At 71.3% G+C, this 20,108-nt stretch carries 18 protein-coding genes; 7 read left to right on the top strand and 11 right to left on the bottom strand.

Going from position 1 to position 20,108, the window contains the following annotated elements; genetic code table 11:
• Positions 1–124: 124 nt before the first annotated feature.
• Positions 125–1,324: a glycerophosphodiester phosphodiesterase gene (locus ALMP_RS07120; protein WP_264925373.1), complete on the bottom strand. Its 1,200-nt coding sequence runs from the start codon at positions 1,322–1,324 to the stop codon at positions 125–127.
• Positions 1,325–1,696: 372 nt separating this feature from the next.
• Between ALMP_RS07120 and ALMP_RS07115 the strand changes: the two genes are divergently transcribed.
• The gene (locus ALMP_RS07115; RefSeq protein ID WP_264925378.1) at positions 1,697–2,368 is read left to right on the top strand and encodes a 1-acyl-sn-glycerol-3-phosphate acyltransferase; all 672 of its coding nucleotides are present in this window, start codon (positions 1,697–1,699) and stop codon (positions 2,366–2,368) included.
• 97 nt (positions 2,369–2,465) lie between these two features.
• Here the strand turns inward: ALMP_RS07115 and ALMP_RS07110 are convergent, their stop codons facing one another.
• From ALMP_RS07110 to argH, 4 genes are all read right to left on the bottom strand, one after another.
• Positions 2,466–3,989 carry an MFS transporter gene (locus ALMP_RS07110; protein WP_264925372.1) on the bottom strand — a complete coding sequence of 508 codons (1,524 nt, stop codon included), beginning with the start codon at positions 3,987–3,989 and terminating at the stop codon, positions 2,466–2,468.
• On the bottom strand, positions 3,986–4,537 hold the full coding sequence (locus ALMP_RS07105; RefSeq protein ID WP_264925371.1) for a TetR/AcrR family transcriptional regulator: 552 nt from the start codon (positions 4,535–4,537) through the stop codon (positions 3,986–3,988). The genes ALMP_RS07110 and ALMP_RS07105 overlap by 4 nt, the downstream gene beginning before the upstream one ends.
• A gap of 81 nt (positions 4,538–4,618) precedes the next feature.
• On the bottom strand, positions 4,619–5,590 hold the full coding sequence (locus ALMP_RS07100) for an aldo/keto reductase (RefSeq protein ID WP_264925370.1): 972 nt from the start codon (positions 5,588–5,590) through the stop codon (positions 4,619–4,621).
• A 76-nt stretch (positions 5,591–5,666) separates the two neighbouring features.
• Complete coding sequence (argH, locus tag ALMP_RS07095; protein ID WP_264925369.1) at positions 5,667–7,100, bottom strand: argininosuccinate lyase; 1,434 nt, start codon at positions 7,098–7,100, stop codon at positions 5,667–5,669.
• Positions 7,101–7,313: 213 nt separating this feature from the next.
• Between argH and ALMP_RS07090 the strand changes: the two genes are divergently transcribed.
• From ALMP_RS07090 to ALMP_RS07065, 6 genes are all read left to right on the top strand, one after another.
• Positions 7,314–8,198 (top strand): hypothetical protein, encoded by an 885-nt coding sequence (locus tag ALMP_RS07090; RefSeq protein WP_264925368.1) that lies wholly within the window; start codon positions 7,314–7,316, stop codon positions 8,196–8,198.
• 115 nt (positions 8,199–8,313) lie between these two features.
• Positions 8,314–8,901: a pyridoxamine 5'-phosphate oxidase family protein gene (locus ALMP_RS07085; RefSeq protein WP_264925367.1), complete on the top strand. Its 588-nt coding sequence runs from the start codon at positions 8,314–8,316 to the stop codon at positions 8,899–8,901.
• A gap of 143 nt (positions 8,902–9,044) precedes the next feature.
• On the top strand, positions 9,045–10,736 hold the full coding sequence (locus ALMP_RS07080; protein ID WP_264925366.1) for a heme peroxidase family protein: 1,692 nt from the start codon (positions 9,045–9,047) through the stop codon (positions 10,734–10,736).
• Between the two features lie 151 nt (positions 10,737–10,887).
• Entirely contained in the window at positions 10,888–12,270 is a 1,383-nt protein-coding gene (locus ALMP_RS07075) for a ferredoxin reductase family protein (RefSeq protein ID WP_264925365.1), read from the top strand.
• Between the two features lie 28 nt (positions 12,271–12,298).
• Positions 12,299–13,477, top strand: coding sequence for an FMN-binding protein (locus ALMP_RS07070; protein ID WP_264925364.1), 1,179 nt, complete (start codon positions 12,299–12,301; stop codon positions 13,475–13,477).
• A gap of 55 nt (positions 13,478–13,532) precedes the next feature.
• Complete coding sequence (locus ALMP_RS07065; RefSeq protein WP_375803449.1) at positions 13,533–14,270, top strand: FAD:protein FMN transferase; 738 nt, start codon at positions 13,533–13,535, stop codon at positions 14,268–14,270.
• Positions 14,271–14,526: 256 nt separating this feature from the next.
• Here ALMP_RS07065 and ALMP_RS07060 read toward each other — a convergent pair whose 3' ends face one another.
• The 6 genes from ALMP_RS07060 to ALMP_RS07035 all read right to left on the bottom strand — a co-directional run.
• On the bottom strand, positions 14,527–15,072 hold the full coding sequence (locus ALMP_RS07060) for an arginine repressor (RefSeq protein ID WP_189936685.1): 546 nt from the start codon (positions 15,070–15,072) through the stop codon (positions 14,527–14,529).
• Positions 15,073–15,079: 7 nt separating this feature from the next.
• A complete protein-coding gene (locus ALMP_RS07055; protein WP_264925362.1) occupies positions 15,080–16,276 on the bottom strand; it encodes an acetylornithine transaminase in 1,197 nt (398 codons plus the stop codon).
• The gene (argB, locus tag ALMP_RS07050; RefSeq protein ID WP_264925361.1) at positions 16,273–17,190 is read right to left on the bottom strand and encodes an acetylglutamate kinase; all 918 of its coding nucleotides are present in this window, start codon (positions 17,188–17,190) and stop codon (positions 16,273–16,275) included. Before argB ends, ALMP_RS07055 begins: the two co-directional genes overlap by 4 nt.
• On the bottom strand, positions 17,187–18,338 hold the full coding sequence (argJ, locus tag ALMP_RS07045; RefSeq protein ID WP_264925360.1) for a bifunctional glutamate N-acetyltransferase/amino-acid acetyltransferase ArgJ: 1,152 nt from the start codon (positions 18,336–18,338) through the stop codon (positions 17,187–17,189). The genes argB and argJ overlap by 4 nt, the downstream gene beginning before the upstream one ends.
• The gene (gene argC / locus ALMP_RS07040) at positions 18,335–19,363 is read right to left on the bottom strand and encodes an N-acetyl-gamma-glutamyl-phosphate reductase (protein ID WP_264925359.1); all 1,029 of its coding nucleotides are present in this window, start codon (positions 19,361–19,363) and stop codon (positions 18,335–18,337) included. The genes argJ and argC overlap by 4 nt, the downstream gene beginning before the upstream one ends.
• A 569-nt stretch (positions 19,364–19,932) precedes the next feature.
• The coding region (locus ALMP_RS07035) for a LuxR C-terminal-related transcriptional regulator (RefSeq protein WP_264925377.1) at positions 19,933–20,108 on the bottom strand (176 nt) is incomplete at its 5' end.

Here is a 20,108-nt window from a genome sequence, read left to right as displayed (position 1 = left end):
GGGGGGAGGAGCGGGGCGGGCGGGGGGAGGAGCGGGGCGGGCGGGGGGTGGTTCATGTGCGGAGCGACGCGGCCGCCCGGTGGCGGGTTGCCCGGGCGGCCGGTTTGTCACTCCAACGGGTCGCTCAGCCGTTGACGAAGTCCTCGCGGGCCAGCAGGCCGGTGTCCGGGTGGTCGGTGAACACACCGTCGATGCCGGTCGCGAAGTAGGCGCGGTAGGCGCCGAAGACGTCGCCGTAGGCGTCCGCGTCGGTGCCCTTGCGGAAGTTCGCGGGCAGGAAGGGGTTCTCGTTGCGCAGCGTCCAGGGGTGCAGCACCAGGCCGACCGCGTGGGCGTCCTTCACCAGCGTGGTCGGCGTGGTGAGGTTGCCGTTGGCGTCCTTCGGGATGACCAGGTCGAGGGTGGGGCCGATGCCCTGGGCGTAGCCGGCGATCTCGCGCAGGCCCTTGCGGGTGACGAGGTCGGCGACCGTGCGCGGGTCGCCCGTCTCGACGAAGTCCCAGGGGCGGGTGGTGGGGCCGGAGAGCAGGACGACGAGCGGGGTGTCGACCAGCTTGTTCAGGCGCTGGATGCTGGTCGGCTCGAAGGACTGGAGGATGACCGGCGCGTTCTTGCCGTCCTTGCCGTGCCTGCGCAGCAGCTTGGCGACCCGCTCCTCCAGGCCCAGGCCCAGCTTGCGGAAGTAGGTGGGGTGCTTGAGCTCGGGGTAGATCCAGACCTGCTTGCCGCGCTTGCGGGTCTGCTCGTCCTGCCACTTCAGGACTTCCTCGAAGGTGGGGATCTCCCAGCGGCCGTTGTAGAGGGTGTTGTGCGGACGGTTGGCCGGGATGCGCTCGGTGGCGCGCAGGGTCTTCAGCTCGGCGAGCGTGAAGTCCTCGGTGAACCAGCCGGTGGTGGAGACGCCGTCGAGGACCTTGGTGGTCCTGCGGCCGGCGAACTCGGGGTGGTTCGCGACGTCCGTGGTGCCGCCGATCTCCGGCTCGTGCCGGCAGACCAGATGGCCGTCCTTGGTCGGCACCAGGTCACCGGCCTCGACGATGTCGGCGCCCAGGTCCAGGGCCAGCTGGTAGGCGCCGAAGGTGTGCTCCGGCCGGTAGCCGCTCGCGCCGCGGTGCCCGATGATCGTCGGCACGGGGAGGCTCTTGAGACCCTTGCCGCCCTGGCCCGCGCCGTGGCGCGCGGCGTCGGCGGCTCTCGCCGTGCCCGACAGGCCGAGGACCGTACCGGTCGCGCCGAACACCGCCGCGCCGAGGAGCGCCCGGCGTCCGGTTCCGTTCGCCTGCCCGTTCGGCTCCTGCGTGTCGTGCGACTCCTGCGTACCCATGAGGGTCCTCCTGCCACTCGGCTCATCCCGTGCGCGCCGATCGTAGGGGCGTGGACATGACCGGCGGGAGGCCTCGGTTCGAACACCTGGGTGACGGCGGATGGCCGGTAACCACCTTGATGTGACGGGCCGTCGGATTCGACGGGGCGGGCCGGGGTAGCCGGTCGGTGACGTCCCTGGTGCGGCGGTCGCGGGGTCTCTCACCCCGTTCCGCCCGGGTGACGGCCGCGTGACGGGATCGGCCGTACAGGTAAACGTACGTCAATAGTGCGTAAGACCTCGGTGAACCCGATGTGCGTCACCCCGGGGGCCGCGAGTATCGTCCTCACCTGCACAGACTCATACCGTTTTCCCTTGGCATCGGAGGGCTCGTTGTCCCGCTTCGCGCTCATCAAGGCAGTGCTCGGACCGGTCATGCGCCTGATGTTCCGCCCCCGGGTCGAAGGCGTGGAGCACATCCCGGGCGATGGCCCGGTCATCCTGGCCGGCAACCACCTCACCTTCATCGACTCGATGATCCTTCCGCTCGTCTGCGACCGGCAGGTCTTCTTCATCGGCAAGGACGAGTACGTGACCGGCAAGGGGGTCAAGGGCCGGCTGATGGCGTGGTTCTTCACCGGCGTCGGCATGGTCCCGGTCGACCGCGACGGCGGCAAGGGCGGGGTCGCAGCCCTGATGACCGGGCGGCGGATCCTGGAGGAGGGCAAGGTCTTCGGGATCTATCCCGAGGGCACCCGCTCCCCCGACGGGCGGCTGTACCGGGGGCGTACGGGGATCGCCCGGCTGACCCTGATGACCGGCGCGCCGGTGGTGCCGTTCGCGATGATCGGCACGGACAAGATCCAGCCGGGGGGTGCGGGGATGCCCCGGCCCAGCCGGGTCACCGTGCGGTTCGGGGAGGCGATGGAGTTCTCCCGCTACGACGGCATGGACCGGGACCGCTATGTGCTGCGGGCGGTGACGGACTCGGTGATGGCCGAGGTGATGCGGCTGTCCGGGCAGGAGTACGTGGACATGTACGCCACGAAGGCGAAGGCGGCCTGACGCCTCCGGCGAGGCGGCCGTACCGTCGCGGCCGCGCTGTCGGTGCGGCCGCGGCCTTGTCCCCCGCGCCGCTCACGGCGTTGGTTGCCGGCGTCGCTCACGGCAGGTCGTCCAGCCGTCGGCCGCGCAGCAGGAACCATGCCGCTGCCGCCGCCGCCAGCAGGACCGCCGCGCCCGCGCCGGACGCCAGGGCCAGTCCGTCGACGAAGGCCTCGCGTGCCGAGGCCAGCAGCTCCTGCGCGGTCGACGGCGGCAGGTGTCCCGCCACCTCCACCGCGCCGCCGAGTGACTCGTGCGCCTCGGCGGGTGTGCCGGCCGGGGCGGCGAAACCCCGGTAGACGCCCGTCACGATCGAGCCCAGGACGGCGATGCCGAGGGCCGCGCCCAGTTCGTACGCGGTCTCGGAGACCGCCGAGGCCGCACCTGCCTGTTCCTTGGGCACGGACGACAGGATCACGTCGGCGGTGACCGTGAAGGAGAATCCGGCGCCGATGCCGACGACCAGGAGGGACGCGCCGAGCAGCGGGTAGCCGGTCGTCTCGTCGATCACCGTCAGCACGGCCAGGGCCAGGCCGATCGCGGCGAGGCCGCCCGAGACGACGGCCCGGACCGAGAAGCGCCGGGCCGCGCGGCCCGCGACCAGACCGGCCGCCACCGCGCCGACGGCGGCGGGCAGTTCGGCCAGGCCCGCCTCGAACGGGCCCCTGCCCTGCACGAGTTGCAGGTATTGCGAGAGGAAGAAGACCAGCCCGGACAGGCCGAGGACGGTCAGCAGGTCGGCCAGGACCGAGCCGCTGAAGCCCCGGTCGCGGAACAGCCGCATGTCCAGCAGGGGGGCGGGCAGGGCCAGCTGGCGGCGTACGAAGCCGTACAGCGCGGCGGCGCCCAGCAGGCCCGCGGCGAGCGTGGCCCAGGCGAAGCCGTGCGTCGCGGCCTCCTTGACCGCGTACACAAGGCCGATCATGCCGACGAGGGACAGCACGACACTGGCCAGGTCCCAGGGGCCCGGGTTCGGGTTGCGGGACTCGGGCAGCGTCCTGACGCCGACCAGGACGAGGACCGCCATCACGGGCAGGTTGATGAGGAAGACCGAGCCCCACCAGAAGTGCTCGAGCAGGAATCCGCCGACGAGGGGGCCGACGGCCGTGCCCGCGGAGGCGGTGGCGCCCCAGATGCCGACGGCGAGACTGCGTTCGCGCGGGTCGTGGAAGAGGTTGCGGATCAGGGCCAGCGTGGCCGGCATCAGGGTCGCGCCGGCGACGCCGAGCAGGGCCCTGGCCAGGATCATCGTCTCGGGGGTCGTGGCGTAGGCGTTCAGGACGGAGACCGCGCCGAACGCGGTCGCGCCGCCGAGCAGGATCCGCTTGCGGCCGACGCGGTCGCCGAGGCTGCCCATGGACACCAGCAGTCCGGCGATGACGAAGGAGTAGACGTCGCCGATCCACAGCAGCTGGGTGCCGGAGGGCTTGAGGTCCTCGCTGATGTACGGGGTCGCGAGGCCGAGGACGGTCGCGTCGACGGCCACCAGCAGCACGGCGAGCACGAGGACGGCGAGCGCGAGCCAGCGGCCCGGGCGCTTCACCGCCTCGGGCGTGGTCACCGGCCGCAGGGTGCTGGTCATGGTTCCTCTCTCCGTAGTGCGCCGCCGAGCAGCAGCTCGGCGATCATGTGGGTGAAGTCCTGGCGGGCGACGCGGCCTTCCGTGACCGCCCAGGCGCCGGAGGCCAGCAGGCCGTAGAGCGCCTCGGTGAGCCAGGCCGGGGTGAGGTCGATGCGGAACTCGCCGTCGGCCTGGCCGCGCCGGAACAGGGCCGCGACACGGTCGTCGATCCGGGCCCAGCCCTGGTTCTGCTCCTCGCCCTCGAAGAGCTGGTTCTCCGTGTAGAGGAAGGCGAGCAGGCCGGCGGCCGGTTCGATCTCGCGCACCAGGCGGCGCACGGCCTCGCTCGCGCGGCCCTCGTCGAGGCGGGCGGCGTCCAGCGCGGCCTCGCACTCCGCGATCCCGAGGGCCTCCAGCGCCCGTACGAGCGCGTCGCGGCCGGCGAAGTGGCGGTGCAGGGTGGCCCTGCTGATGCCGGCGGCCTTGGCGACCTCGTCCATGGTCGCGGTGGCTCTTCGGGTCAGCAGGGCCGCGGCGCTGCGCAGTACATGGTCACGGTCGACAGCCATGAGACAACTCTAGCCCATATGAGACATTCGTGTCTCAGAGTGGGCATGAGCGTCTCACAGGGGTGGACGTCGTCGCGTCTGTCAGTGCCAGGGCAGCCGGCCGCGGCGCTCCCAGTACGCGTGCGGCTCCTCCGCGAGCGCGGCGAGCCTCGCCGTCTGGTCCTCGTCGAGGTCGACGACGGCGGCGTGCAGGTTGGAGGCGAGTTGGGTGACGGTCGCGGCGCCGGAGAGGACGACTGTCGCCCAGGGCTGCCGCAGGACGACCGCGAGGGCCACCGCGTCACAGCCCAGCGAGGTCTGCGCCGCCACGGCCTTCAGGGCGTCCGGGGCGTGCGGCTCGGCGAGCCGGCCGTTGGCCATGCCCTCCTTGACGATCACCGTGAGCCCGGCGTCATGGGCCTCCGCCAGGGCCGGCGCGGCCGAGGTCTCCAGGACGTTGTACGTCGACTGGACGGTACGGAAGAGGGGGGCGCCGTCGACCTCGACGGCGAGGGCGGCGCGGATGGCGGCGGCCTGGGCGGGACCGGAGGTGGAGAAGCCGACGGTGAGGCCCTCGGCGGCGGCCTCCGCCAGCCTCGCGTGGAGTTCCTTGTCGGTGAGGGCCGGGCTGTCCGGGGTCACCGAGTGGATTTGGTAGAGGTCGAGCCGGTCGCCGAGCAGCTCGGCGGACTCGGCGCGCTGACGCTCGTAGGCGGCGAGGCTGTGGTCCTTGACCTCGTGTTTCTCGGCGTCGGTGGACCAGTCGGCGGTGTAGGTGTAGCCCCATTTGCTGCCGACGACGACGTCGTCGGCCTCGGGGTGGGCCCGCAGCCAGTCGGCGAGGAACTCCTCGGAGCGGCCGTAGGAGCGGGCCGCGTCGATGTAGCGGACACCCTGGGCGTAGGCGGCGTCGAGGAGTTCGTGGGTGCGGGCGCGCAGCGCCTGTGCGCTGCGGTCCTCTCCCAGGTCGTGGTCCCGGCCCAGGTTGATGTAGCCGGGGCGGCCCACCGCGGCCAGGCCCAGGCCGAGGTGGCAGGTGGGGGTGGTGGCTGCTGACAGGCGGGCGAACGGCATCGCGGGTTCCGTTTCGGTCGGCTGCGTGGGGCTTCGCGCCCAACGTAACCCGCGACACCGTTCACCTCGGTGGGGTTCAGCCTTGTTTCTTGGCGGCCGCCCACTGGTGCTGGGCCGCCACGTCCGCCTTCACCTCTGCCAGCTGGACCGCCACCGCGCTCGGGGCCGTACCGCCGCGGCCGTCGCGGGAGGCGAGGGCGCCGGGGACGTTGAGGACGGAGCGCACCTCGGGGGTGAGGTGGGCGGAGATCTTCGCGAACTGCTCGTCGGTGAGGTCGTCGAGTTCCTTGCCCTCGGCCTCGGCGGCCTTGACGCACTCACCGGCGACCTCGTGCGCCACCCGGAACGGCACACCCTGCTTGACCAGCCACTCGGCGATGTCGGTGGCGAGCGAGAAGCCCGCCGGGGCCAGCTCCTCCATGCGCTCCCGGTTGACGGTGAGGGTGGCGATCATGCCGGTGAAGGCGGGCAGCAGGACCTCCAGCTGGTCGCAGGAGTCGAAGACCGGCTCCTTGTCCTCCTGGAGGTCGCGGTTGTACGCGAGCGGGAGCGCCTTGAGCGTGGCCAGCAGGCCCGTCAGGTTGCCGATGAGACGGCCGCTCTTGCCGCGCGCCAGCTCCGCGATGTCCGGGTTCTTCTTCTGCGGCATGATCGACGAGCCGGTGGAGAACGCGTCGTGCAGGGTCACGAAGGAGAACTCCTTCGTGTTCCAGATGATGATCTCCTCGGAGATCCGGGAGAGGTTCACGCCGATCATCGCGGTGATGAAGGCGAACTCGGCGACGAAGTCACGGGAGGCCGTGCCGTCGATGGAGTTGCCGACGCTGCCGCGCTCGAAGCCGAGGTCCGCGGCGACCGCCTCCGGGTCGAGGCCGAGACTGCTGCCCGCGAGGGCGCCGGAGCCGTACGGGGAGACCGCCGTGCGCTCGTCCCACTGGCGCAGCCGCTCGGCGTCCCGGGACAGGGACTGCACATGGGCCAGGACATGGTGGGCGAACAGCACCGGCTGGGCGTGCTGGAGGTGGGTGCGGCCGGGCATCGCCACGTCCGGGTGGGCCTCGGCCAGGCCGATCAGCGCGTCCTGGAGGTCGGCGATCAGACCGCCGATGATCCGGGCGTGGTCGCGCAGGTACATGCGGAAGAGGGTGGCGACCTGGTCGTTGCGCGAGCGGCCGGCGCGCAGCTTGCCGCCGAGGTCGGGGCCGAGGCGCTCCAGCAGACCGCGCTCCAGGGCGGTGTGGACGTCCTCGTCGGCGACGGTGCCCACGAAGTCGCCGGAGGCCACGTCCGCCTCGAGCCGGTCGAGGCCGGCGAGCATGTCCGTCAGCTCGTCGTCCGTGAGCAGCCCCGCCTTGTGCAGCACGCGCGCGTGGGCGCGCGAGCCGGCGATGTCGTAGGGCGCGAGCCGCCAGTCGAAGTGGACGGACGCGGACAGCTTCGCCAGGGCCTCGGCGGGACCGTCGGCGAAACGGCCGCCCCAGAGCCGTACGTCACCGCTGTTGCTGCTCACTTGCGCTGCTCCTAGGTGTGGAGGTGCCAACTCACCGTCATGCATGAGTATGCAGTCCTATGCATGATTCGTCAATCGAGCCGGGCGGGACGCCGTGAGCCGCAGAAGGTTTTTTGAGGGAGCTTTGAACAACAGCAACCGCTTGCCCGTACTCAGAACCGAACGCTGGCGCCGCGTTTGTAAACCCACTCCTGACCCAAGTGAGGCATCCGCATGTCCAGGGCTCTTCCGAAGTACAACAAGCGTCGCGTGGCGGTCATCGGCGGCGCCGCCGCTCTGGCGCTGACCGGCGCGGTGGTCGTGAACTCCGCTCTCGCCGGGGAGACGTCCAAGAACAGCGGCACGAACGCCAGGACCCTCGCGTCCCCCGGCACGATCTCCTGCCCGGACGTGGCCTCGCGGCTGCCCGCGGTCCCCGCCACGGCCAAGGCCGAGGTCGACCGCAACCTCGCCCTGCTCAACACCCAGATCGCCGAGGCCAACAAGCGCCTCGTCGACACCGTCGGCCAGGGCGGCCCGAACTTCGTCCAGAACGCCATCCTCGGCCCCCTCAAGGACAAGCGCGTCGCCACCGTCAACCGCATCGCCACCGCCATCGGCCGCACGGCCGCCAAGCCGCAGGGCCTCGACGCCCTCGCGCCGTGCGCCCTCAACGCGGGGGGCGCCGCGAACGCCGGCGGGAACACGGGCAACGCCGGGAACGCAGGCAACGCAGGGGGCAACGCGGGCAACGCGGGCAACGCCGGGAACACCGGCAACGCAGGCAACGCGGGCAACGGCGGGAACGCAGGCAACGCCGGTGCCGCCGGTACGATCTCCTGCCCGGACGTGGCCTCGCAGCTGCCCGCGGTCCCCGCCACCGCCAAGGCCGAGGTCGACCGCAACCTCGCCCTGCTCAACACCCAGATCGCCGAGGCCAACAAGCGCCTCGTCGACACCGTCGGCCAGGGCGGCCCGAACTTCGTCCAGAACGCCATCCTCGGCCCCCTCAAGGACAAGCGCGTCGCCACCGTCAACCGCATCGCCACCGCCATCGGCCGCACGGCCGCCAAGCCGCAGGGCCTCGACGCCTTGGCCGCCTGCACGCTGAACAAGTGACGTGACAGGCGTGGTGGCCGCCCCGAACCAGCGCCGGCCGGGGCGGCCGCCACGGCGTCCGCGGAATCGGCAATTCGTTAGACACTCGAAGGAATTTCCCGAACAATGATCAGTCATGGGAAAGACCTATGAGCGCATCGACGGCAGGCTCCGCACGTTCATCGAGGAGCAGCCCCTCTTCTTCACCGCGACCGCGCCCCTGGCCGGCGACGGCACGGTCAACCTCTCCCCCAAGGGCCTGAAGGGCTCGTTCGCCGTTCTCGACGAGCACACGGTGGCCTACCTCGACTTCGCGGGCTCCAACGCGGAGACCGTCGCGCATCTGCGCGAGAACGGCCGGATCACGCTGATGTGGTGCGCCTTCCAGGGGCCGCCGAACATCGTGCGGGTGCACGGCCGCGGGGAGCCCGTCTTCCGGGACGACCCGCGTTTCCCGGACCTCCTCACCCGTTTCCCGGACATCGACCCGAGCCCGCACGGACTGCGCGCGATCATCGTCGTTCACGCCGACCTCGTACGGGACACCTGCGGGTACGCGGTGCCCTTCATGACCTACGACGAGGAGCGCGACCTGCACGCGAAGCGGTTCGCGCGCGAGGACGACGAGTCGCTGAGCGCGTACTTCACCAAGAAGGAGCACATCGCCGCGAGCATCGACGGACTGCCGGGGCTGCCGCTCCCCCTGCCGAAGAGCCCGATTTAGGCGTCTTTATGAGATCTATACGGGTTGGGAGCTGCTTGAACCATTCGCGCGATATTTGACGGAATTCTCCCTTTCGTGCCCACTCGTCTCCTACGGTGGGCACAAACGTGCGCAAAGCCGCGCACGGGAATCATGGGGGAAACATGTTCCGACCCACCCGCGAGCCTCAGAGCAAGCGCCATCTCCGCTCCTCCTTCTACGTCGTCGGCGAGGGCATCCTCGGCGAATCCGCCGACGGCCCGTCCCTGGAAGCGCTGACACCGACCACGGTGGCGGCCCTGCGCCGCTTCCAGTTCTCCCGGCTCGGCCCGCGCTCGACGCCGAACCAGCAGCTCGACCGCAACGCCCGCGCCGAACTGGCCAGGGCCATGACGACCGCGCAGGGCCAACCCGACCAGGACGGGCTGCCGGCCGGCTTCACCTACCTCGGTCAGTTCGTGGACCACGACCTCACCCTGGACGCCACCGCGGTGCACCTGGAGGAGGACGTCACGGTGCGTCAGCTCCTCCAGGGCCGCTCCCCGGCGCTCGACCTCGACTCCCTGTACGGTCTCGGCCCGCACCACGCCTTCGACCGCCGCTTCTACGAGGACGACGGGATCCGGCTGAAGACCGGGACGACCCAGGGCGTGCCGGGCGACGGGTCGATCGTCGGCCAGCCCCTCGCCGGCTTCGACCTGCCCCGCGTCGGCATGGGCTCGCAGCGGTCCGAGCGGCGCCGGCCGCTGATCCCGGACGCGCGCAACGACGAGAACCTCGCCGTGGCCCAGGTGCACTGCGCCTTCATCCGCTTCCACAACCGTGTGGTGGCCGACCTGGTCGCCAAGGGCGTGTCCAGCGCGGTGCTGTTCGAGTCGGCGCGCGAGACGGTCGTCAAGCACTACCAGTGGATGCTGCGCCACGACTTCCTGCCCCGGCTCGTCGACCCGGACATCGTCGCGGACGTCTTCACCAACGGACGCAAGGTGTTCGAGCCGGCGCCGGCCGAGCAGGACCGGCCGACGATGCCGATCGAGTTCTCGGTGGCCGCCTTCCGGATGGGCCACAGCATGGTCCGGGGCGCCTACAACTGGAACCGGGTCTTCGACGACGGCCGGGGCACGCTGGAGCTGCTGTTCCGGTTCTCCGGCACCAGCGGCATCCTCTCCCCGCCGCCCGCCGACGTCTCCGACCCCGAGGCCGGCGAATTCGAGCGTCTGCCCACCAACTGGATCGCGGACTTCCGGCGTCTGTTCGCCTTCCAGGAGGCGCTGCCGGGCAAGACCGAACTCCAGGTGCCCGCCGAGAAGTTCAACGTCGCCAAGCGCATCGACACACTGCTGGTCAACCCGCTGGCCAACCTGCCGCTCGGCTCGTTCGGCGGCCGTGGGCAGCAGCCTCCGGCCGAAGAGCTGAACCTGGCCTTCCGCAACCTCACCCGGGCCTCCATGCTGCGGCTGGCGACGGGACAGCAGATGGTCGAGCACTTCGTCGACCGGAAGGTCGACGTGGAGCCGCTCGGCGTGGACGACCTGGTGCAGGGCAACGGCGGCGCACAGGTCGACGACGCGCTGCGCGACGACCTCAGCGAGAACTGCCCGCTGTGGTTCTACGTCCTGCGCGAGGCCGAGGTCAGGGGCGGCGGCAAGCTCACCGGCGTCGGCGGACGCCTCGTCGCCGAGGTGTTCCCCCGGGCCATCGAGGGCAGCCGCCACTCCATCGTGCGCGACCCCTTCTGGCGTCCCTTCCTCAGCCCCGTCCAGGACCGCAACGCCAAGGACGTCTTCGAGATGACCGACCTGCTGCTGTACGCGTTCGAGGAGCGCGCCGACCTGCTCAACCCGCTGGGTCCGTGATCACTGCCGATTTCGGCGGCTGACGGCACACGGCGGGACGAAGGGGCCGACCGGGCACGACCCGGTCGGCCCCTTCGCGTGTGCGGGTCTGAACACTCCGCGGTCGCGGCGCGTATCTGTGGGCCAAGGGTCAGTACCCCACGGAGGAACCGTGACCACCACGATCGCCGGCGGCCGTGCCGCCCGCCGTCAGACGATGCGCCGCATCCGTCCGCGCCGCTCCCCGGCCGTCCCGCTGCTGATCGCCCTCTGGGCGGGCGCGGCGGCTGTGCTGTGGCTGTGGTGGAGCAACACGCCGTCCATCGCGGACACCAACGGCATGATCCTCAACGCGGGACGGATCACCGGTCTGCTCGCCGGCTACCTGATGGCGCTCGTCGTGCTCCAGATGGCCCGCGTGCCGGCGCTGGAGCGGCGGGTGGGATCGGACCGGGTGGCGCGCTGGCACGCGATGACCGGCCGGTACACGCTCTGCCTGACCTTCGCCCACGTGTTCCTCATCATGTGGGGGTACGCCCTTCAGGCCGGCAAGTCGCTCGGCGACATCGTCCAGCAGACCGTCGACTCCATCAACCAGCTGCCCGACATGGGCAAGGCCGCCATCGGCACCGGTCTGCTGCTGGTCATCGGGCTGGTCTCGATCGGTCCGGTGCGCCGCCGGATGCCGTACGACACCTGGTACCACGTGCACCTGATGACGTACGCGGCGGTGTTCCTGACGTTCTGGCACCAGATCACCACCGGCAACGACTTCGCCGTGGAACCGACCGCGAAGACCTTCTGGTACGTGCTGTACGGGGCGGTCACCGCGCTCGTGGTCTGGTACCGCATCATCACCCCCATCCGGCTGAATTTGCGTCACCGCATGTACGTCGAGGCGGTCATCGAGGAGACGCCGGGCATCGTGTCGGTGCTGATCGGCGGACGCAAACTGCACCGGATCGGCGCCGAGGCCGGGCAGTTCTTCCGCTGGCGGTTCCTGGCGCCGGGCATGCGCTTCAGCTCGCACCCGTACTCGCTGTCCGCCAACCCCCGTCCCGAGCTGCTGCGGATCACGGTCAAGGCGATCGGCGACCACAGTGAGGCGCTGCGCGAGCTGCGGCCCGGCACCAAGGTGTGGGCGGAGGGCCCGTACGGGGCGATGACCGCGTCCCGGCGCAGCCGCGGCAAGGTGCTGCTGGTCGCCGGCGGTGTGGGCATCACCCCGATGCGGACGCTGTTCGAGACGCTGCCGGGCGCCCCCGGTGACATCACGCTCCTCTACCGGGCCAACAGCACCCAGGACCTGGCGCTGTGGGACGAGCTGGCGAAGATCGCCGACGAGCGCGGGGCGCGGCTGATGTACGCGGTGAACAGCCCCGACGGGGAGCGTCCCGACATCTCGGCGGAGTCGCTCCAGCGGAAGATCCCCGACATCGAGGACCACGACGTCTTCATGTGCGGGCCGAACGGCTTCGCCCAGTCGGTCTACGAGGCATTGCGCGGCGCCGGGGTCCCCGCCCGCCGCATCCATCACGAGTCGTTCGAGATGTGAGCGACGGGAATCAGGAGCTCAGAAAGAGATGAGGAAGAGCCACCCCCTTCGGCGTGTCGTGCTCGCCACCGCCGCCACCGTGTCCGGCATCGTGCTGCTTTTGGCGCTGAAGCCGGATTCGGACCCCGCCTCCTCGGCGGCCGGCACCCTGCCCCCGCAGTCCTCGGTGCAGGGCGGGGCCGCGCAGGCCGCGGGAACCGCCACGGTCACCGGTGACGCGGTCCAGACCCAGTACGGGCCGGTGCAGGTCCGGCTGACCGTGGCCAACGGGAAGATCACGCAGGCGGAGGCCGTGCAGACCCCCAAGGGCGGTCAGAGCGACCAGATCAACGCGGGCGCGGTGCCCAAGCTCAACCAGGCCGCGGTCGCGGCCGGCAGCGCCGACATCGACTCCGTGTCCGGGGCGACGTACACCAGCGACGGCTACAAGAAGTCGCTCCAGTCGGCGCTGGACAAGGCGAAGGCGAGCGCGGGGGCCTCCCAGGGGTCCGGCGCCGCCGCCCAGGTCTCCGGCACCTTCACCGGTGACGCGGCGAACACCCAGTACGGGGCCGTGCAGGTCCGCATCACGGTGAGCAACAACCGGATCACCAAGGCGGAGACCGTCCAGGCGCCCAAGGGCGGCCAGAGCGACCAGATCACCGCCAACTCCGTGCCGAAGCTCAACCAGGCCGTGGTCACCACGCAGAGCCCGAACATCGACGCGGTGTCCGGGGCGACCTACACCAGCACCGGGTACAAGCAGTCCCTCCAGTCCGCGATCGACAAGGCGAACGCCAGCGCTGGATCGCAGGGGTCGGGGTCGCAGGGATCGGCATCTCAGGGATCGGCGTCTCAGGGATCGGGGTCGCAGGACGCGGGCTCGCAGGGCTCGGGCTCGCAGGGCTCGGGCTCGCAGGGCTCGGGGTCGCAGGGCTCCGGGAGCGCGCAGGCGTCGGGCACCTTCACCGGTGAGGCCGCGGACACGCAGTACGGGGCCGTGCAGGTCCGCGTCACCGTCACGAACGGCAAGATCACCAAGGCGGAGGCGGTGCAGGCGCCCAAGGGCGGGCAGAGCGACCAGATCACCGCGAGCGCGGTGCCCAAGCTCAACCAGGCGGCCGTCGCGGCCGGCAGCGCCGACATCGACGCGGTGTCGGGGGCGACGTACACCAGCGCCGGCTACAAGGAGTCGCTCCAGTCGGCGCTGGACCAGGCCGGTGGCTGAGACGGTGGCCGAGTCGGCGCAGGCTCCCGCCACGGTGCGTCACGCGGAGGAGGTCATGGGGACGGTCTTCTCCTTCGACGTCCGCGGCGGGGAGAGCGACACGGTGCGGGCGGCGGTCCGGGAGGCGGTCGCCTCCCTGCACCGGGTCGACGAGGTGTTCAGCACCTACCGCGAGGACAGCCAGGTCTCCCGGCTGGTGCGCGGCGAACTGAGCGTCGAGGAGTGCGACCCCGAGGTAGCCGAGGTGCTGGAGCTCGGCGCCGAGGCGGAGCGGGCGAGCGGCGGCTGGTTCAGCCTGCGCTACCACGGCCGGCTCGACCCGACCGGCATCGTGAAGGGCTGGGCCGCCGAGCGGGCGGCACGGCTGATCGCCGAGGCCGGCGTGAGCGGGGTCAGCGTCAACGGCGGCGGAGACGTGCAGTTGCTCGGCGTGCCGGGGCCGGACCGGCCCTGGCGGGTCGGGGTGTCGGACCCGCTGCGGCCGGGCGGGCTCGCGGCGGTGGTCTCCGCCGCCGGGGCCGACGAGCTGGCGGTGGCCACCTCCGGGACGGTCGAGCGGGGGGCGCACATCGTGGACCCGCGGACCGGGCGGTCGGCGGTGACCGACCTCGTCGCCGTCACCGTCGTCGCCCCGAAGCTGACCTGGGCGGACTGCTGGGCCACGGCGGCGTTCGCGATGGGGTCGCGCGAGGCGTTGGGGTGGCTGGAGGCGCTGCCGGACGTGGAGGCGTTACTGATCACGGCCGGGGACGAGGTGCGCTGTACCGGGGGATTGGCCCGGCGGTTGGGATGAGGGCACCCCGTGGCGCCGGGGCTGGGGGTGCGCGCGGCTCCGGGCGCCACGGGGTGCCGCCGCGCCCCCGCAGACGGCGACTGCCCGCGGATCGACTGGGGTGCCGCCGCGCCCACCCGTGCCGCCCCCGGACGGCACGACTGCCCGCGGATCGACGGCTCGGCCTGCCGGCCGACGGCGAGCCTCACGGGCGCGGGGAACCGCGCGACAAGGGGCTCCCACGCACCCGCGGCCCGCGAATCTACGTAGCCACCCCTCAGTGACCGTTCTGCGCCAGGCGCAGCAGATGGTCCGCCAGGGCCTGGCCGCCCGTCGGCTCCCGGCTGATCAGCAGCAGCGTGTCGTCACCGGCGATGGTGCCCAGGATGTCGTGCAGTTCGGCCTGGTCGATCGCCGAGGCCAGGAACTGCGCGGCACCCGGAGGGGTGCGCAGGACCACGAGGTTGGCGGAGGCCTCCGCCGAGATCAGCAGCTCCTGGGAGAGCCGCCGCATCCGCTCCTCCTTCGCCGACTCGCCCAGCGGAGCGCGCGGCGTGCGGAAACCGCCCTCGCTCGGGACCGCGTAGATCAGGTCGCCGTCGGTGTTGCGGATCTTCACCGCGTTCAGCTCGTCGAGGTCCCGGGAGAGCGTCGCCTGGGTGACGCTCAGCCCGTCGTCGGCGAGCAGCTTCGCCAGCTGGCTCTGCGAGCGCACCGGTTGCCGGTTGAGGATGTCCACGATCCGGCGGTGGCGGGCGGTGCGGGTCTGCGGCACGGCGGGCCCGTTCGCCCCCGGCTGCTCGTGGTCCTGCGCCTGGCTCATCGTCGTCTCATTCTCCGGATCGTCCGTCCCCGCTCGCTGCGTCGAGGAGGCCGGGCAGCGCCCCGAGGAAGGCGTCCACCGCGTCGTCGCCGAGGTTCAGCGGCGGCATCAGCCGGACGACATCGGGGGCGGGCGCGTTCACCAGGAAACCGGCCTCCTGAGCCGCCTGCTGCGCCTGGGGCGCGAGTGGCTCGGTGAGCACGATACCCAGGAGTAGCCCCGCACCCCGGACAGATGCGATCAACGGGTGGCCGAGACCCTCGATCCCGTCGCGCAACCTCTCGCTCTGCCGCTTGACGTTCTCCAGCAACCCCTCGTTCTCGATGGTGTCGAGGACGGCGAGGCCGGCGGCGCAGGCGACCGGGTTGCCACCGAAGGTGGTGCCGTGCTGGCCGGGCTGGAGCAGTTCGGCGGCCCGTCCGAAGGCGACCGTCGCGCCGAGCGGCAGCCCGCCGCCGAGACCCTTCGCCAGGGTCACCACGTCCGGCAGGACACCCTCGTGGGCCTGGTACTCGAACCAGTGCCCGGTACGGCCGATGCCGGTCTGCACCTCGTCCAGCACCAGCAGCGAACCGGTGGCGGCGGTGATCGCCCGGGCCGCCTTCAGATAGCCGGCGGGCGGGACGACGACCCCGTTCTCGCCCTGGATCGGCTCGACGATCACCAGGGCGGTCTCCTCGGTCACCGCGGCGGCCAGCGCCTGCGCGTCGCCGTACGGGACGTGTGTGACGTCGCCGGGCAGCGGCAGGAACGGCTCCTGCTTGCCGGGCTGGCCGGTGAGGGCGAGGGCGCCCATGGTGCGCCCGTGGAAGCCGCCGGTGGTGGCGACCATGTGGGTGCGCCCGGTCAGCCGGCCGATCTTGAAGGCGCCCTCGTTGGCCTCGGCGCCGGAGTTGCAGAAGAAGACCTTGCCGTCGCGGCCGAAGTGCTGGAGCAGCCGTTCGGCGAGGGCGACGGGCGGTTCGGCGATGAACAGGTTGGAGACATGGCCGAGGGCGGCGACCTGCCGGCTGACGGCCTCGACGACTGCCGGGTGGGCGTGGCCGAGCGCGTTGACCGCGATGCCGCCGACGAAGTCGACGTACTCCTTGCCGTCGGCGTCCCACAGCCTGCTGCCCTCGCCGCGTACCAGGGCCAGCCGGGGGGTGCCGTAGTTGTTCATCAGCGCGCCCTGCCACCGTGCGGTCAGGTCCTGGTTGCTCACGACGACTCCCCCTGTCGCTCGTCGGGCACGACCATCGTGCCGATGCCCTCGTCGGTGAAGATCTCCAGCAGGATCGAGTGCTGGACCCGCCCGTCGATGACCCGGGCGGTGGTGACGCCGTTGCGCACGGCGTGCAGACAGCCCTCCATCTTCGGGACCATGCCGGAGGACAGCTCCGGCAGCAGCTTCTCCAGCTGGGAAGCGGTGAGGCGGCTGATCACCTCGTCGGAGTTCGGCCAGTCCTCGTAGAGGCCCTCGACGTCGGTGAGGACCATGAGGGTTTCGGCGCCCAGTGCCGCAGCGAGTGCCGCAGCCGCCGTATCAGCATTGACGTTGTAGACATGCCCCGAATCGCTGTCGTCCTGGGATCGGGCGATCGAGGAGACGACCGGGATGCGGCCGTCGGCGAGCAGGGCCTCGATCGCGCCCGTGTCGATGGAGGTGATCTCGCCGACCCGACCGATGTCGACCGGTTCGCCGTCGATCTCGGGCTGGTGCTTGACGGCGGTGATGGTGTGCGCGTCCTCACCGGTCAGCCCCACGGCCAGCGGGCCGTGCTGGTTGAGCAGGCCGACCAGTTCACGCTGCACCTGTCCGGCGAGCACCATGCGCACGACGTCCATGGCGTCCTCGGTGGTGACGCGCAGGCCGGCCTTGAACTCGCTGACGATGCCGTGCTTGTCGAGGGCGGCGCTGATCTGCGGTCCGCCGCCGTGCACGACGACGGGCCTGAGGCCGGCGTGGTGCAGGAAGACGACGTCCTGCGCGAAGGCGGCCTTCAGGTCCTCGTCGATCATGGCGTTGCCGCCGAACTTGATGACGACCGTCTTGCCGTTGTGGCGGACCAGCCAGGGCAGCGCCTCGATGAGGATCTGGGCCTTGGGGAGCGCGGTGTGCTTACGCGTGATGCTCATGACGAATAGGCGCTGTTCTCGTGGACGTAGTCGGCGGTGAGGTCGTTGGTCCAGATGGTGGCGGTCTCGGTGCCGGCCGCGAGGTCGGCGACGATGTGCACCTCGCGGTAGCGCATGTCGACCTGCTCGCGGTCCTCGCCGACGCCGCCGTTCTTGCACACCCATACGCCGTTGATGGCGACGTTGAGCTGGTCGGGCTCGAAGGCGGCCCGGGTGGTGCCGATGGCGGACAGGACACGGCCCCAGTTCGGGTCCTCGCCGTGGATCGCGCACTTGAGGAGGTTGTTGCGGGCGATGGAGCGGCCCACCTCGACGGCGTCGTCCTCGGTCGCGGCGTTGATCACCTCGACCTTGATGTCCTTGCTGGCGCCCTCGGCGTCCCGGATCAGCTGCTGACCCAGGTCGTCGCAGACAGCCCGTACGGCCTCGGCGAACTCGGCCTGCTCCGGGGTGACGCCGGAGGCGCCGGAGGCGAGCAGCAGCACGGTGTCGTTGGTGGACATGCAGCCGTCGGAGTCGACGCGGTCGAAGGTCGTCCGCGTGGCGGCCCGCAGCGCCTGGTCCAGTACGTCGCTGTCCAGGTCCGCGTCGGTGGTGAGGACCACGAGCATGGTGGCCAGGCCCGGGGCGAGCATGCCCGCGCCCTTCGCCATGCCGCCGACGGTCCAGCCGTCCTGGGAGACGACGGACGTCTTGTGGACGGTGTCGGTGGTCTTGATGGCGATGGCGGCCTTCTCACCGCCGTGCTCGGAGAGCTGGGCGGCGGCCGTCTCGACCCCCGGGAGGAGCTTGTCCATCGGGAGCAGGACGCCGATGAGGCCGGTGGAGCAGACGGCGACCTCGCCCGCGCCCACCCCGAGCACGTCGGCGACCTTCTCGGCGGTCGCGTGCGTGTCCTGGAAGCCCTTCGGTCCGGTACAGGCGTTGGCGCCACCGGAGTTGAGGATCACGGCGGTCAGCTCGCCGCTCTTGAGGACCTGCTGCGACCACAGCACCGGCGCGGCCTTGACGCGGTTGGAGGTGAAGACGCCCGCGGCGGCGCGGCGCGGCCCTGTGTTGACCACGAGGGCCAGGTCCGGGTTGCCGTTCTCCTTGATCCCGGCGGCGATGCCGGCCGCCGTGAATCCCTTGGCTGCCGTGACACTCACGGTGCGACTCCGATCGTGGAAAGTCCCGTTTCCTCGGGGAACCCGAGGGCGATGTTCATGCTCTGGACGGCACCGCCCGCGGTGCCCTTGGTCAGGTTGTCGATGGCGCTGATGGCGATCACCCGCCCCGCGGCCTCGTCGAGGACGACCTGCACCAGGACGGCGTTGGAACCGTGGACGGACGCCGTGGCGGGCCACCGGCCCTCGGGCAGCAGGTGGACGAAGGGCTCGTCGGCGTAGGCCTTCTCGTAGGCGGCGCGCACGGAGTCGGCGGTGACGCCGGGCTTCGCCTTCGCGCTGCACGTGGCGAGGATGCCCCGCGGCATCGGCGCGAGGGTCGGGGTGAAGGAGACGGAGACCCGCTCCCCCGCCGCCGCGCTGAGGTTCTGGATCATCTCGGGCGTGTGCCGGTGGCCGCCGCCGACGCCGTACGGCGACATGGAGCCCATGACCTCGCTGCCCAGCAGGTGCGGCTTGGGCGCCTTGCCCGCGCCGGAGGTGCCGGAGGCGGCGACGATCACGGCCTCGGCCTCGGCCAGCCCCGCCGCGTACGCCGGGAACAGCGCCAGGGAGACGGCCGTGGGGTAGCAACCGGGGACCGCGATGCGCTTGGACCCCTCCAGCGCGGCGCGGCCACCCGGCAGTTCGGGGAGGCCGTAGGGCCAGGTCCCGGCGTGCGGGGAACCGTAGAACGTCTCCCAGTCGGCCGCGTCCTTCAGCCGGAAGTCGGCGCCCATGTCGACGACGAGGACGTCCGGGCCGAGCTGCTCGGCGACGGCCGCGGACTGGCCGTGGGGCAGGGCGAGGAAGACCACGTCGTGTCCGGCGAGCGCCTCGGCGGTGGTCTCCTGGAGCACGCGGTCGGCCAGCGGCAGCAGGTGCGGCTGGAGCGCGCCCAGCTTCTGGCCGGCGTTGGAATTGCCGGTCAGGGCGCCGATCTCGACCTCGGGGTGCGCGAGGAGCAGGCGCAGCACCTCGCCGCCCGCATACCCGCTCGCTCCGGCCACTGCCGCACGTACCGCCATGGACTCCTCCTCCTGGATGGCATGACTATACGTTTCGCTGCACGTTTATGCAATCCATTCGGGGGCCGTGCCGGGTCGGGGTGCGACGGAGAATCTTAGTTGGCACATGGAGCGCGCCGGTTGGCGAATCTTGATCCCGTCACGCTGGCCCCCGACTACGGCTGGGGCGACATCAAGACCCTTGCCTTCCTCGGCGCCACCCTGGTCGTGGCTGCGTGAGAGCAGCACGAAGGCCCGCGCCGCCCCGGTCTTCCGTGCCATCGCCGGCATCGTCACCCCCTTCCCCTGGGGATACGACAGCCACGACCCCCTTATCGCCTTCACTACCGCCCAACGGTGGGCCGACGCTTCCGCGCCCCACTGATGGCGGCAGCCAGGGCAGTTGCGGTCAGGCCGTGGAACCCCGCCCTGGGCACCGACGTCGAAACCGGCCACCGTCCTCGGCCACCGCCAGGCTGACCCTCTCGCCACACGGTCGACTCCCGTAGGGACATCTGTGCCGATTTCAGCCCCGCGACCGGCTGACGGTGAGGCCGTCGACGCGCGGGCGTACGGCATCCGCCGACCGGTCAGCCCAGGTCGAGTTCGAGCAGCCCGAGCCGGACGGCCTCGCTGACCGTGCCGACCCGGTTCTCGGTGCCGAGCTTGCGGTAGATGCGGACCAGGTGGGTTTTGACCGTGGCCTCGGTGAGGAACAGGGCGGAGGCGATGGCCCGGTTGCTGAGGCCCTGGGCGAGCAGTCGGA

Origin of the sequence: Streptomyces sp. A012304, from assembly GCF_026008495.1 — a bacterium.
GTDB lineage: Bacteria > Actinomycetota > Actinomycetes > Streptomycetales > Streptomycetaceae > Streptomyces.
The sequence above is the reverse complement of the archived record's forward strand: the minus strand, read 5'-3'. Positions and strand labels throughout refer to the sequence as shown.